The organism is Acinetobacter towneri (genome assembly GCF_001758345.1).
Classification (GTDB): Bacteria; Pseudomonadota; Gammaproteobacteria; order Pseudomonadales; family Moraxellaceae; genus Acinetobacter; species Acinetobacter towneri_A.
Genome location: NZ_MKQS01000020.1, coordinates 13742 through 27833, shown reverse-complemented (window position 1 = coordinate 27833; position 14092 = coordinate 13742). Strand labels below are relative to the sequence as shown.

At 41.4% G+C, this 14092-nt stretch carries 11 protein-coding genes; 5 read left to right on the top strand and 6 right to left on the bottom strand.

Annotated elements, in window-relative coordinates; all coding sequences use genetic code 11:
• Positions 1-103: 103 nt before the first annotated feature.
• The 5 genes from BJN41_RS10525 to BJN41_RS10505 all read right to left on the bottom strand — a co-directional run bounded on the left by BJN41_RS10525 (position 104) and on the right by BJN41_RS10505 (position 7467).
• Positions 104-1606 (bottom strand): outer membrane protein transport protein, encoded by a 1503-nt coding sequence (locus BJN41_RS10525; RefSeq protein ID WP_070155084.1) that lies wholly within the window; start codon positions 1604-1606, stop codon positions 104-106.
• 356 nt (positions 1607-1962) lie between these two features.
• Positions 1963-3585 (bottom strand): ABC transporter permease, encoded by a 1623-nt coding sequence (locus BJN41_RS10520; protein ID WP_070155082.1) that lies wholly within the window; start codon positions 3583-3585, stop codon positions 1963-1965.
• Positions 3586-3672: 87 nt separating this feature from the next.
• The gene (locus tag BJN41_RS10515) at positions 3673-4689 is read right to left on the bottom strand and encodes an extracellular solute-binding protein (protein ID WP_070155080.1); all 1017 of its coding nucleotides are present in this window, start codon (positions 4687-4689) and stop codon (positions 3673-3675) included.
• A 35-nt stretch (positions 4690-4724) separates the two neighbouring features.
• Positions 4725-5843: an ABC transporter ATP-binding protein gene (locus BJN41_RS10510; protein WP_070155078.1), complete on the bottom strand. Its 1119-nt coding sequence runs from the start codon at positions 5841-5843 to the stop codon at positions 4725-4727.
• 268 nt (positions 5844-6111) lie between these two features.
• Entirely contained in the window at positions 6112-7467 is a 1356-nt protein-coding gene (locus BJN41_RS10505; RefSeq protein ID WP_171257438.1) for an amino acid permease, read from the bottom strand.
• A 321-nt stretch (positions 7468-7788) separates the two neighbouring features.
• On the opposite strand from BJN41_RS10505, the gene prpF reads away from it, so the two are divergent.
• Together prpF and BJN41_RS10495 are read left to right on the top strand one after the other, a co-directional pair.
• Positions 7789-8979 (top strand): 2-methylaconitate cis-trans isomerase PrpF, encoded by a 1191-nt coding sequence (prpF, locus tag BJN41_RS10500; protein WP_070155074.1) that lies wholly within the window; start codon positions 7789-7791, stop codon positions 8977-8979.
• Positions 8980-9135: 156 nt separating this feature from the next.
• Positions 9136-10071 (top strand): farnesyl diphosphate synthase, encoded by a 936-nt coding sequence (locus tag BJN41_RS10495; RefSeq protein ID WP_201787568.1) that lies wholly within the window; start codon positions 9136-9138, stop codon positions 10069-10071.
• 121 nt (positions 10072-10192) lie between these two features.
• Here BJN41_RS10495 and BJN41_RS10490 read toward each other — a convergent pair whose 3' ends face one another.
• Positions 10193-10549, bottom strand: coding sequence for a hypothetical protein (locus BJN41_RS10490; protein ID WP_070155072.1), 357 nt, complete (start codon positions 10547-10549; stop codon positions 10193-10195).
• A 440-nt stretch (positions 10550-10989) separates the two neighbouring features.
• On the opposite strand from BJN41_RS10490, the gene ndhC reads away from it, so the two are divergent.
• The 3 genes from ndhC to nuoC all read left to right on the top strand — a co-directional run bounded on the left by ndhC (position 10990) and on the right by nuoC (position 14092).
• Positions 10990-11535 (top strand): NADH-quinone oxidoreductase subunit A, encoded by a 546-nt coding sequence (ndhC, locus tag BJN41_RS10485; protein ID WP_004975445.1) that lies wholly within the window; start codon positions 10990-10992, stop codon positions 11533-11535.
• Positions 11536-11541: 6 nt separating this feature from the next.
• On the top strand, positions 11542-12219 hold the full coding sequence (locus tag BJN41_RS10480) for a NuoB/complex I 20 kDa subunit family protein (RefSeq protein WP_004975447.1): 678 nt from the start codon (positions 11542-11544) through the stop codon (positions 12217-12219).
• 85 nt (positions 12220-12304) lie between these two features.
• Positions 12305-14092, top strand: a complete 1788-nt coding sequence (gene nuoC / locus BJN41_RS10475) for an NADH-quinone oxidoreductase subunit C/D (RefSeq protein ID WP_070155070.1) — start codon at positions 12305-12307, stop codon at positions 14090-14092.

The window sequence follows — 14092 nt, the reverse complement described above, 5'->3', positions numbered from 1 at the left end:
ATTGCTTTAAATTTAAACATTTGGTTAACACTTGTATAAAAACGAGTGGGTTTTAAGTGCAAAAAAACCACCCCGAAGGGTGGCTCCTTTGAAAACTAAGAGATTAGAAGCGGTAACCAATTTTTAAGCCGTATGCCCATGCATCGTTGTCTTCAAACTCTGCAACATAATCAGAACCACCTGCTTGAGCACCTGTTTGGGCTTTAACATCACCCAACATGAAGTATTTTACACCACCTGCAATAAAGTAGTTTGGTGCAGGTGAGTATTGAACCCCTAGACCCACGTTCCAATAACCTTCAGTAGGACCAAGAGTTGATACAGGGTTACCTGCACCAGAGTCCCAACCTACAGAAACGTTACCAGCCCATTGATCATTTAATTTACGACCAACACCCACAGTTGCAGAAATTTGGTCATCTTCATATTCAACTAGATTAAAGCCATTAGGACGTTGAACTAGAGGACCTACAGCCTCACTTACAAGACCAAATTTATGTGGGCGGATAGAGAATTTAGACCATTCTACCCAGCGTAAGTTTGCAAATGCCACAGTATTTGCCATGATTCCAGTTTGGAAATCTAAATTTACAGACTGTGGTGTGGTAATTGTGGTTTTACCTTCTGAAGTTGCGATAGCACCTGCTGCTGCCGCACCATTTGGCAGTAATGCTAATGCCCCAAGCGTTGGTAGTGTTTCTCGCACATTAATATCGTGATCGATTTCTGAACGATATGTCAAAGATGCTTTTAAGGCAATTTCAGGAATTTGGTATGAAACCCCAGCTAACCAGCCCATTGCACTATCTTCAGGGATTGATGCATCATAACCATTGAATAGGCTATATGCTTGTCCACGAAGTGCTACATTACCTTTAATGGTTTGGTAAACGGCACCACCATAAATATTCCAATTTTCAGTAGGCTGGAAACCAGCAATAAAAGAAAGGTTTTGTGTATCAACTTCTACGCTCGTATTTCCTGTGCCTAATAGACTATTAACACTAGCTAGACCAGCATCTACACGAGCTGTAACACCAGCAAGAACGCCAGCGTCGATTTGTTGCTTAACTGCATCTACAGTTTTGTATGCCGCTAAAGTACCTTGGTATTGAAGTTGTCCAGCAGCAGTTGTTAAGTTGACACCTTGGGCTTGCAGGGCAGCACCAACTCTTTGCTCTGCAGTTAATCCTTCAAAAGTTGAAGTGATAGTGTTTTGACGAATCCCAGCCAAAGCTGCAGGCGCTAGAATTGTATTGGTCGCATCTGAAACGAAAACATTGCTACCAGTATATTCAGCATCAGCACCGTATGGTTGATCGTATAAAATACCAAATGAGAAGTTTTTTGTTGGTTGAAGTTTTAGGGCTGCACTTGGGAAATAATAATCGCCCGCCATATCGCCAATATTACGGCGAGTAGGGGTTTCACCTGCTTCCTTACCAGAAACACTTGGATCTAATACAGAAATTCCTGCTTCAAAATAGTTACCCGGTTGTAAGAACGCAGCCATAGATTGACCAGAACGATCTAGAGCTGCAGCAAAAGCACCTGTCATTGGTACAGTTGCTAAAATCATTGCTGTGCTTAGTGCTTTTAATTTCATTATACATTTCCCTTGGGCTATAAAGTCTTTTATGACAGTTTTTGTTGATGCTTTAAGCTTTCATCTAGGATGATTTCGGCTTGTACTCACCGAGACCATTTATTACTCCATGTGACAAAAATATCACAATTAAAATAAGAGTAAATGCTCTAGAAAAAACTAATCAGTATAAAAAACACGCTGAATAGAGTATTTGTTCTAATTAGTGTGGGATTTTGGCTTGTTAGTGATTGAAACTAAAGAATAAAATATAAAAACCAATCTCTTGTTTAAATGTTTTTAATTGGTTAAAAAAAATACTTTTTTATCAAAACTCATTTTGTTGCTAGGCATATCTTGCAACAAAATGGGGTGCATTAACGTGTGGTTTTTCCAAGCTTTGCCAAAAGAATGACAGGAATCAGCCCAACCAATACAATTAGTAAAGCTGCTACGGCACCATCTTCATAAGTGCCCCTAGAGGCTTCTGCATATAGCTGGGTAGCGAGTGTTTCCATATTTAAGGGACGGAGCAACAAAGTGGCAGGTAGCTCTTTCATGCAGTCTACAAAGATTAATAAAGCTGCAGAAATAATGGCAGGACGCAATAATGGCAAGTGCACACGCCATAAAATCGCAAAGCTGTTTTGTCCTAAATTACGTGCAGCATCATCAAAAACACCATGAATACGGTTATAGCCTGACTCAATGCCACCTACTGAAATAGCTAAAAAACGCACAGCATAAGCATAAATAAGGGTAAAACTGGTGCCGAGGAATAATAAACCTGTGTGTATCCCTAATTTAAATTCTAAAAAGTCGGCAATAGTATGATCAATTTTACCCAAAGCCAGCATGAGACCAATTGCCAAAACCGTTCCTGGAATGGCATAGCCTAAGCTCGAAATGCGGCTAAACCAAGTGTGTTTGCTAAAACGTGCTGCACTGACAATAAAGAAGCCAATCAAAATAGTTACCACAGTTGCAAGACTGGCAAGTGTCAGTGTGTTGATGGATGCTTGGATCAGATAATCTGAGAACCCTGCATATTGAATGCGTTTATAAGATTCTACAAGTAAGTGACTGGTTGGAATTAAAAAGCCAATACAAACAGGAATTAAGCACAAACCTAGTAACACAAGCGCTTTAAGCCCTTTGACCGATTGTGCAGGCATTAAACGGCTGCGTTGAGCCGAGTTCATATAGCGCTGTTTACGCCGACCTAAACGCTCTACTAACACCAATAAGGTAATAATCATCAACATGAAAATGGCAATTTGTGCGGCGCTGGCTAAATCGGACTGATTGGTCCAGGTTGAATAAATCGACAAAGTTAAGGTTTTAATGCCTAAAAATTCTGTTGCACCGATATCATTAATGGTTTCCATTAAAACCAGACTGGTACCCACAGCAATCGCAGGACGTGCCAGTGGAATTGCAACACGTAAAAACACTTGATCGGGTTTTAATCCTAATGTACGTGCGACCTCAATTAAACTGGCCGATTGCATCAGAAACATTGCACGGGTACTTAAATACACATACGGATACAGCACAAAGCTAAGCAAGAAAATGCCGCCCCAAACGCTACGAATATTGGGAAACCAAAACTGTTGTAATTCTAAATTAAACCAATCACGCAGAATGCTTTGCACAGGACCAATAGGATGCAAAATGTCGATATAACTATACGCAATAATATAAGTTGGTACAGCTAAAGGCAGCAGTAAGGCCCAATCTAAAAATGCACGACCTCGGAATTGATACGCTGTTACAATCCATGCGCTGCCTGTACCAATCAGGATGGTGAGAATTCCCACACCCAACAATAAAATCGCTGTTTCTGCCAACGTGTGTGGAATAACATAACGCAGCAGATGCCCCCAAATTTCGCTATCACCTTGTAATGCCGTCCAAATTAAAGCGAGCACAGGTAAACAGGCGAGTAGCGTCAATAACCCACTGAGCGAAAATAAAAAATTAAATTTATTTTTAAGCATTGCAATAGAGGTATTAAATAAGGGGGAGGGAACAGCTGAGCATCTTACAGTGCAAAGCGCTGCACTGTAAGACAAAAGCAGAAAATTTTAGCGGTTAAACTGGACTTTATCGACCAATAAGTTGGCGGCTTTGCGGTGACGTGCAATATCGCTTAAACGAATTGAATCAATATTCAGTTTGCCAAAACTAGCGATAATCGGGTCAATTTTTACCCCAGGTTTAACAGGGTATTCAAAGCCGTTTTGTGCGTAGATGGCTTGCGCATGATCTGAAGCTAAAAACTCGAGCAGTTGTACAGCTTCTTTACGGTTTGGTGCATGTTTAGAAACCACTGCACCCGATACGTTTACATGCGTTCCACCATTTTTAAAGCGTGGTAACACAACATTAATCGCATTGCCCCAGCGCTTTTGTTCCGCATCACCTGTACGCATTGTGCCGACATAATAGGTGTTGGCAACGCCAATATCACAAATTTTACCTAAAATATCACGTGCTACATCACGGTCACCACCGCTGGCTGGGCGAGCTAAATTGGCTTTCACACCACGCAACCAAGTTTCGGCTTGTTTTTCACCATGATGAGCGATATAAGCCGCAATTAAAGCAGTGTTATATGGATGGTTGCCTGAGCGAATACAGATTTTATTTTTCCATTTTGGATTGGCTAAATCTTCATAAGTAATCGCATTAAGCGGTGTACGGTCTTTAGAGGCATAGACGGCACGTGCACGCATCGACAAGGTATACCAATGACCATTGGCAGCACGTAAATTGGCAGGAATTGCACTATTTAAGGTTTTAGAACTCACGCGTTGAGTTAGACCACTTTCAACCAAATCAACCAAGTTCCCAAAATCTACAGTCAACATAACGTCGGCAGGCGAGCGACGGCCTTCTGCTTTCACACGTTCTAATAAACCATCTTTAATAAAAACCGTATTCACTTTTACCCCAGTTTTTTGGGTAAATTCAGTTAATAAAGTTTGAATCAGCACAGGTTCACGTGTGGTGTATAAATTGACTTCCGCTGCTTGTGCGACACTTGCACCAAATGCAAGTAAACCTGTAACAAGCAATGAGAGTTTCGACAATGGTTTCATACAGTATTCCTAATTAAAAAATTTAAATTGAAAATCTAAACCTGAATCGCGGCCTGAGCAGAAGGCGGTGTGGTGGCTGATTGCTCATCAGAAGCCAAGTAATAACAGCTGTTTAAATCGACAGAAACATAGACCTGGTCAGTAGGTTGAATATCTTGAAGGTGGTTCACTTGTGCTAAAAGCGTGAGATCATGATCGCGTAGTTTTAGATGCAGTTGTTGCGCATGCCCCATAAAACTGGATGACACAATGCTTGCTGGTAATGCATTTTCACTTTTTGTTTGACTGAGGCGCAATTGATGCGGACGGAAGCAGCAAACCAGTGAATCTTGAGCGGTGGTATGTTCTGGTAAATCAATCTTGCCAAATACAGTGTGAATTTCTTGCTGCTTGATGCGCGTTGGAATTTCATTCAACGAAGAAAAATAGCGTGCAGCAAACAAGGTTTTAGGCTGTAAATAAAGTTGTTTCGGTGAACCAATTTGAATAATTTGCCCTTGATGCATCAAAATAATTTGATCGGCAATTTGCAATGCTTCTTCTGGGTCATGTGTCACGATAACCGTAGTCGTTACAGTTTGTTTGAGCAGTTGAATGGTATTTTGACGAATTTGATCACGCAGACGATGATCCAAATTTGAAAAAGGTTCATCCATCAACAAAACTTGCGGTTCTGGTGCTAAGGCACGTGCTAAGGCAACGCGTTGTTGTTCGCCGCCTGAAAGTGTATATGGATAGCTGTCTTGATGATGCAACATGGAAACATGCGCTAAAGCTTGTTTGGCAATGGTTTCCCGCTGCGCTTTGGGAAATTTCTTTAAGCCAAACATAACATTGTCTAACACACTTAAATGTGGGAAAAGTGCGTAATCCTGAAACACTAAACCAATATGGCGTGCTTCCGCAGGAATCTGTGCTTGCTCACTCCACAAGGTATTTTGTTCCAGTTGGATTGTGCCGCTGCTTGGTGTTTCCAAGCCTGCAATCAGACGTAGCATTGTGGTTTTGCCGCAGCCTGAATGACCTAATAAACACACAATTTGTCCACTCATCGCTGACCATGTTGCTTGTTGCACTGCAAAACGCGAACCAAACTTTTTACTGAGCTGTTGGATCGTCAAGACATTGGCAGGTTGAGCAGCGTACGCATTCATAGTTTATTCACACGACAAATTTTGTGCTCAAATGATAACTAAGAATTCTTCTCATGTAGAGTCTTTTTATCATTTAGAATGTAAATGATGTGGCTTTTGCTACAAAAAAGTTGAAATATCAACTGAAAAGAATGGGTTGGAATTTAAATTATTTTAAGTGCAGCACTTTATTTATGGGCTATTAAAAGGGGGGCTTAAAAGCAAAAAGTTACTGCCGAAGCAATAACTTTTTAATTTTTAGAAATCTGTACTATGCGTACTATGCAAATTAAGGTTTTTTCGCATTAAGCACTCTAAATAAAATGTACATCAAGACCACCCATACAGGAATCATAATGACTGATTCTTTAAAGCCTTGTGTCCACATAATATAAAGTACCACTGCAATAAACGCTAAAACCAAATAGTTGCTAAATGGTGACCATAGCGCAGGGAACTTGGTTGGAATCGCTAATTTTTTCAGTGTGCTGGTAAATTTAAGGTGAGTCAAACTGATCATCGCCCAGTTTAAAACCAATGCACCCACGACAATATACATGAGGTGGCTTAAAGCTTCTTCAGGTACAAAGTAATTCAACAATACACAGCCGAAAATTAATACTGCAGAGAATAATACTGCTGGAATTGGCACACCTTGTTTATTCACTTTCAGGAAAATCTTTGGTGCGTTGCCTTGTTTGGCTAAACCAAACAGCATACGGCTGTTGGCATACATCCCACTGTTATATACAGAAAGTGCCGCAGTCAAAATCACGAAATTCAGTAAGTGTGCTGCCCATTCAATGCCCATTTGACTAAAGATCATCACGAATGGACTTTTATCTAACCCACCTAAATCTAACTGATTCCAAGGCACTAATGATAATAGAATGGTGAGTGAACCGATATAGAAAACCAGAATACGGAACACTACTTGATTAATGGCTTTTGGAATGGTTTTTTCAGGATCTTGCGCTTCTGCGGCTGCCATACCAATTAACTCAATGCCACCAAAAGCAAACATGAGGAAAGCCAACATAAAGAACAGACCTTCAAAGCCATTCGGGAAGAAGCCACCATGCGTCCAAAGGTTGCTGAATGATGCGGTTGAATTGGCATCTGCAGAAAGTAAGAGATATAAACCAAACACAATCATCGAAACCACAGCTGCTACTTTAATGATTGCTAGCCAGAACTCTGATTCACCGTAGAACTTTACATTGCCCAAGTTAATAATGGTAATTACAATGAAAAAGAACAGTGCCGAAGTCCAAGCAGGAATATGCGGCCACCAATAGTTAATATATTTGGCAACTGCGGTGAGTTCTGCCATTGCCACCAAAATATACAAAATCCAGTAATTCCAACCTGCTAAAAAGCCAGGGAATTTACCTGCATATTTATAGGCAAAGTGACTGAATGATCCTGCAACGGGCTCATGAACAATCATTTCCCCCAATTGGCGCATAATTAAAAATGCAATAAGACCACCAATGGCATAACCCAAAATAATAGAGGGGCCAGCAGATTGGATGACCTGCGCGGAACCTAAGAATAAGCCTGTACCAATTGCGCCACCCATGGCAATCAATTGAATATGGCGGTTCTTTAAGCCACGCTGAAGTTGTGAAGACTCGTTGTTCAAAGTATTCAGCCCGACAAGGAAAAAGTGACAAGATTGTAATAGATCAAATTTCATTAGCCTAGTAGCTAGACAATAATGAAATAAATTTATGATAAATATTAAAATACTTTATCGTTTTTATTTGTATAAAAAATAAGTGAATCAATATATTAATTTTATTTTTACCATATAAATCAAGATGACTGGTTAGGGTAAAATTTACCAAATGTTGTTTTTTTATACTTAAGTCAAGACAGCGATACCTTTTGAATAAAAACCGTTATGATGCAAAAAGGTCTTTTTATATGGCCATAACAATCAAAAAACAAGGGAATAAAATTCATGCGTTTTGCACCACAAGTTAAAATTCCAGCAACATATATGCGTGGCGGTACCAGTAAAGGCGTATTTTTTAAACTTGATGATTTACCTGCAGCAGCGCAGCAGCCAGGGAAAATTCGAGATCAAATTTTATTACGTGTGATTGGCAGTCCAGACCCCTATGCCAAGCAAATTGATGGAATGGGTGGTGCGAGCTCGAGTACCAGTAAAACCGTGATTTTAGCCAAAAGTGCTCAACCCGATCACGATGTTGATTATTTGTTTGGACAAGTTTCGATTGATCAGCCATTTGTAGATTGGAGTGGTAACTGCGGTAACTTAACAGCTGCAGTCGGGGCGTTTGCAATCAGCAATGGCTTAGTCGATGCCAGTAAAATTCCAGAAAACGGCATTTGTACCGTACGCATTTGGCAAAAAAATATTGAAAAAACCATAATCGCGCATGTGCCAATCATGAATGGTCAGGTGCAAGAAACGGGTGATTTTGAGTTGGATGGCGTGACTTTTCCTGCCGCAGAAGTACAAATTGAATTTTTAGACCCTGCCGATGATGGCGAAGAAGGTGGGGCAATGTTCCCCACTGGAAATGTGGTGGATACTTTGCATGTGCCAGATATTGGAACATTTCAAGCGACTTTTATTAATGCGGGTATCCCAACAATTTTCCTCAATGCAGAAGAAATTGGTTATACAGGCACAGAACTGCAAGATGCAATCAATGGTGATGCACAAGCTTTGGCTCGTTTTGAAACTATTCGCGCTTATGGGGCTAAACAAATGGGGTTGATTCAGGAAATCACTGAAGCTGAAAAACGCCAGCATACGCCAAAAATTGCCTTTGTTTCTGCGCCAAAAAGTTATGTAACTTCAAGTGGCAAACAGATTCAGGCTGAAGACACTGATTTGTTGGTCCGTGCATTGTCGATGGGTAAATTACACCATGCCATGATGGGCACTGCAGCTGTCGCAATTGGTACAGCTGCAGCTATTCCAGGAACTTTGGTTAACTTGGCTGCAGGCGGGGGCGAGCGTGAAGCTGTACGTTTTGGACATCCATCAGGTACGCTTCGTGTGGGTGCGCAAGCTGTACAGGAAAATGGACAATGGCAAGTGAAAAAAGCCGTGATGAGCCGGAGTGCGCGTGTATTAATGGAAGGTTGGGTGCGTGTACCTGCGGAAACATTAGAATAAGTTTTGCTTTGAACAAATAATAGCTAGCGATATATAGCCTCTATTTCAATAGGGGCTTTTTTATGGCTGGAATGTTATATCAGTTCAGTTAAGGCTTAAAAAACTTTGAATTATAGGTACAATGCAGCTACACAGGTAGCTTACTGCTTATTAGACATGAATCAACAACTCGAGGCGAATGTGTCATCTCTTCATGATTTACAGGCGCATGCATTAACCGCAGCCCAACAACGTATTCAGCCAGACTTGCTTACCGCTTTAGAGGCTTTTGCATTGCCAGAACCGTTAAAATCTGCTGTGCATCATGCAGTCATGTTGGGTGGAAAACGTGTTCGTCCTGCCTTGTGTTATGCCACTGCAGCATTAAGACCGAATCAAAACTCTGCTGCGGTACGCCGTGCTGCGGTTGCGATTGAACTCATTCATTGCTACTCATTGGCTCATGATGATCTGCCATGTATGGATAATGATTTATTGCGTCGTGGGCAACCGACATGTCATGCAGCGTTTGGTGAAGATACTGCGTTGCTTGCAGGCGATATTTTGCAGTCGATGGCATTTGAAATCTTAGGCAGCCGATTGTTTGATCAGTCTGCTGCGGTAGATCAAGGCATTGTGCTCAAACAGATGCAAATTTTAGCCACTGCTTCTTCAAAAATGGTGTGTGGTCAGGTTTTGGATTTGCAGTCTGAAGGTAAACAGGTGGATCAGGCGACTTTGGAAAATATCCACCGTAATAAAACAGGTGCGTTAATTTCTGCAGCCGTGATGATGGCCGCTGTGACCGTGTTCGATGGACGTGATAAAGCGATTCCGCAATTACGTGAATATGCGCAGGCGATTGGTTTAGCCTTTCAGGTACAAGACGATATTTTAGATATTATTTCTGATACAGAAGTATTGGGTAAAACTGCAGGGAAAGATCAAGAAGTTGAAAAATCGACTTATCCTGCACTTATGGGCTTAGAAAAAGCACAAGCTTATGCACAAGAATTACACGATCAAGCCTTTGCAGCACTAGCATATTTTAAAAACGACAACGTCTTAGAGTTACAGCAGATTTCAGAGTTTTTATTGTCACGTAAAAGCTAAATTATTTTAGATGTGATTCTTGTGGTAATAAATACTTAAAAGCGAGCAGATGCTCGCTTTTTTGTGCTTTATGAAAGTGTTAGCTGTTTAAAACACACTTTAATGCAGATTCTATACGGATTTATTCTTGCAGGGTTGCATCGGGTGCCAAAATTGCTTTGCCTTGTTTTAAGCTGTCTAAAGCCTCACGGTTAAAATCGACCAACAAAGAATTGTTTTGTGGATCAATCGCATAACGACTAATTAATTTTTGATCGCCCTGTAAGGTTTCAAGGCGGTATTCATCTGCAATATTCATAATGCCGTCTAAATTAATGGTGGCAGATGCTTTGTCTTGGCGAAATAATTCATAAATATCACGCAGGTCAAAAATTGCATTTTGTGCATCAGGATGCTTTTCAAAATAATTTTGCAAATGACGAATAAATAATTGCGCAAACATAAAGTAATTTGGTTTGTGGGTATAGTCTAAGCTCATGTGTTTACTCCTTATTATTCAGATTTTTAATGCTTACTAGGAATAGCACACTCTGGGCGAAAAATTAAAGAAACTCAGGGTTTAAGTTGCAAAAAATACACAAACTTTTGTGTGGCTTAAACTAAGCTGAAACCTGAAGTTGCGATGATCTCTCGATAAATTTAAAAACTTTGCAACGAAGCGCTTAATTGGTGTTATGGAAAAAATAATCACAACTGATTTATCTATTTATTAAAGCGATTAAGAGCCCTGCGGAGTAGTGGAATTCTAAAATATCAAGTATTTGAATAAAAAATCATCCGAAAGACTAAGACTTATGAACTAGCAAGTGAAATCATAAATCAGGTACAATTGGCGTGATTAATTTTGTGTTTGGTGTATTTGAAGGCCAATACATACATTCTTTGTTAATAAATAGGCCTGCCAGGAGTTATCCCCGCATGAGTGCCATTACTCCATACGAATGGGCAATTATTGCCTTCGTGATCGGCGTTACATTTTTATGCGTCTTTATGCTGACTGTTCCTTTACTCCTTGGGGGTAAATCATGGGGGCGTGCGAAGCAAGAGCAGTTTGAGTCGGGTGTTGTAGGTGCTGGTGGAGCACGTATCCGCTTATCTGCAAAGTTCTATTTGGTTGCAATTTTCTTCGTTGTTTTCGACTTAGAAGCACTTTATCTATACGCATGGGCAGCTTCTGTTCGTGAAGTAGGTTGGGTGGGCTTTGCAACTGCTGCTGTATTTATTTTAGTTTTACTCGTTGGCTTAATTTATGAATTATCAACCGGTGCGCTGAACTGGGCGCCATCTGATAAGCGTAAAGCAGCAGGGATTAAACCTAAAATTGGTTCGCCAAATATGGATCTTGCAGAAATCACACGCTTTAACTCAATTGAAGAATTGGTAACGGACCCTACCGGTCAAATTCCAGCTCAATCCTCTGGTCGTGTAAAAAAATCTGCGACTACCTCATCTGACAAGGAGTAACTCGGGATGAAATATACCTTGACCCGTGCGAATCCCGATGCTGATCAATATCCACTTCAAGAGCGTCAAATCGTTACAGATCCGCTTGAAGAAGAAGTGAATAAAAATGTGTTCATGACTCGTTTAGAGGACTTGGCACATACAGCAGTAAACTGGGGGCGTAAGAACTCAGTTTGGCCGTTCAACTTTGGTACATCATGCTGCTACGTAGAGTATGCAACGACCTTAACAGGTGTGCATGACTTGTCACGTTTTGGTGCCGAGGTTATTCGTGCTTCACCGCGTCAGGCAGACTTGATGATTGTTGCAGGTACGTGTTTCGTAAAAATGGCACCTGTAATTCAGCGTTTGTACGAGCAAATGCTTGAGCCTAAATGGGTTATCTCAATGGGCGCATGCGCAAACTCAGGTGGTATGTACGACATTTATTCAGTTGTACAAGGTGTGGATAAAATCATTCCTGTGGATGTGTACATTCCAGGTTGCCCACCGCGTCCTGAAGCATTAATTCAAGCATTAATGTTATTACAAGACCAAATTCAATTAGAGCGTCGTCCGTTGTCTGCGGTGATTGGTGATGATCTTAAGCCAGTGTATAAGCCGAAGATGATGCCAGAACGTGACCGTAAGAATGCACAGCGTATTGCGGTGAAAAACTTACGCTCTATGGATGAAATTAAATAATTTAAACGTACAAATATTGATGCACCCGAAGGGTGTAGTTGTCGTTTAGGTTGACTGAATTTGTATTAAATAGGAAGCCAAGCCAATGGCTGAAACTGACATTGCTATGCCAGAATCGACAGCAGTTGATTCACGCCCAGCATTTGCAATTGTAGAAGAGCTTAAAACCAAATTTGGTGAGAACTTCTACGTGCAAACGACTTTTGAAGATTTTCCAACAGTCTGGGTTGAGCGCGCACGTGTACAAGAAGTTTTAATGTTCTTGCGTACAGTGTCACGTCCATACGTGATGTTGTTCGACTTGTCTGCGGTAGATGAGCGTTTACGTACTCACCGCGACGGTCTACCTGCGTCTGACTTTACAGTGTTCTATCACTTGTTATCGCTTGAGCGTAACACGGACATTCGTATTAAAGTTGCCTTGAATGAGAGTGATCTCAATATTCCTACAGCAACCAACATTTGGCCAAATGCCAACTGGTACGAACGTGAAGCTTACGATATGTTTGGTATCAACTTCGAAGGGCATCCAATGCTCCGTCGTATTTTGTTGCCAACATACTGGGAAGGTCACCCGTTACGGAAAGAGTATTCTGCACGTGCTACGGAATATACCCCGTACATGCAAAACCAAGCCAAACAAGACTTCGAGCAGGAACACCTACGCTTTGTGCCTGAAGATTGGGGCTTAAAGCGCGGTAATAAAGACGAAGACTTCATGTTCTTGAACTTGGGTCCTAACCACCCATCTGCACACGGTGCGTTCCGTGTAATTTTGCAGTTGGATGGTGAAGAAGTGAAAGACTGTGTGCCAGATATCGGCTATCACCACCGTGGTGTGGAAAAGATGGCTGAACGTCAAACTTGGCATTCATTCATTCCTTACACCGACCGTGTGGACTACTTAGGTGGTTGTGCCCAAAACATGCCGTATGTAATGGGTGTGGAACAACTGGCAGGCATTACGGTGCCAGACCGCGCACAATGTATTCGTGTCATGATGTCGGAATTATTCCGTATCAATAACCACTTATTGTTCATTGGTACTGCAATTCAGGATGCGGGCGGTATGACCCCTGTATTCTATATGTTCGCAGACCGTCAAAAAATCTACGATGCGATTGAAGCCATTACCGGTTACCGTATGCACCCAGCATGGTTCCGTATTGGTGGTACCGCACACGACCTACCAAACAACTGGCAGCACCTGATTCGTGAAATCTTGGAGTGGATGCCAAAGCGTATGAACGAATACTACACTGCGGCATTACGCAACTCTGTATTCATGGGTCGTACGCAAGGCGTTGCACAGTATGATGCGAAATCTGCTTTGGCGTGGGGTGTAACAGGTACTGGTCTACGTGCAACAGGTATCGACTTTGATGTGCGTAAATACCGTCCATACAGTGGTTATGAAAACTATGACTTTGACGTGCCAGTAGAGTACGAAGGCGATGCTTACGCACGTGTATTGGTACACTTCCGTGAAATCGAAGAGTCATTGAAAATCATCAAACAATGTCTAGATAACATGCCTTCTGGTCCATATAAAGCGGATCATCCATTGGCTGTTCCACCACCAAAAGACAAGACATTACAAGATATTGAAACCCTGATTACGCACTTCTTAAGCGTGTCTTGGGGTCCTGTAATGCCTGCTGGTGAAGCATCTGTAATGGCAGAAGTGGTGAAAGGTGCATCTAACTATTACTTGACTTCAGATAAGTCGACGATGAGTTACCGTACCCGTATTCGTACACCAACTTTCACGCATTTACAGCAAATGCCTTCTGTGATTAACGGCAGTCTGGTATCTGACTTAATCATTTATTTAGCGACCATTGACGTCGTAATGGCAGACGTGGATCGCTAA

What these genes read in the sequence shown, in the direction of transcription:
- BJN41_RS10525 (WP_070155084.1), bottom strand. Translation starts at nt 1,606, where the DNA reads ATGAAATTAAAAGCACTAAGCACAGCAATGATTTTAGCAACTGTACCA.
- BJN41_RS10520 (WP_070155082.1), bottom strand. Translation starts at nt 3,585, where the DNA reads ATGCTTAAAAATAAATTTAATTTTTTATTTTCGCTCAGTGGGTTATTG.
- BJN41_RS10515 (WP_070155080.1), bottom strand. Translation starts at nt 4,689, where the DNA reads ATGAAACCATTGTCGAAACTCTCATTGCTTGTTACAGGTTTACTTGCA.
- BJN41_RS10510 (WP_070155078.1), bottom strand. Translation starts at nt 5,843, where the DNA reads ATGAATGCGTACGCTGCTCAACCTGCCAATGTCTTGACGATCCAACAG.
- prpF (WP_070155074.1), top strand. Translation starts at nt 7,789, where the DNA reads ATGCGTTTTGCACCACAAGTTAAAATTCCAGCAACATATATGCGTGGC.
- BJN41_RS10495 (WP_201787568.1), top strand. Translation starts at nt 9,136, where the DNA reads ATGAATCAACAACTCGAGGCGAATGTGTCATCTCTTCATGATTTACAG.
- BJN41_RS10490 (WP_070155072.1), bottom strand. Translation starts at nt 10,549, where the DNA reads ATGAGCTTAGACTATACCCACAAACCAAATTACTTTATGTTTGCGCAA.
- ndhC (WP_004975445.1), top strand. Translation starts at nt 10,990, where the DNA reads ATGAGTGCCATTACTCCATACGAATGGGCAATTATTGCCTTCGTGATC.
- BJN41_RS10480 (WP_004975447.1), top strand. Translation starts at nt 11,542, where the DNA reads ATGAAATATACCTTGACCCGTGCGAATCCCGATGCTGATCAATATCCA.
- nuoC (WP_070155070.1), top strand. Translation starts at nt 12,305, where the DNA reads ATGGCTGAAACTGACATTGCTATGCCAGAATCGACAGCAGTTGATTCA.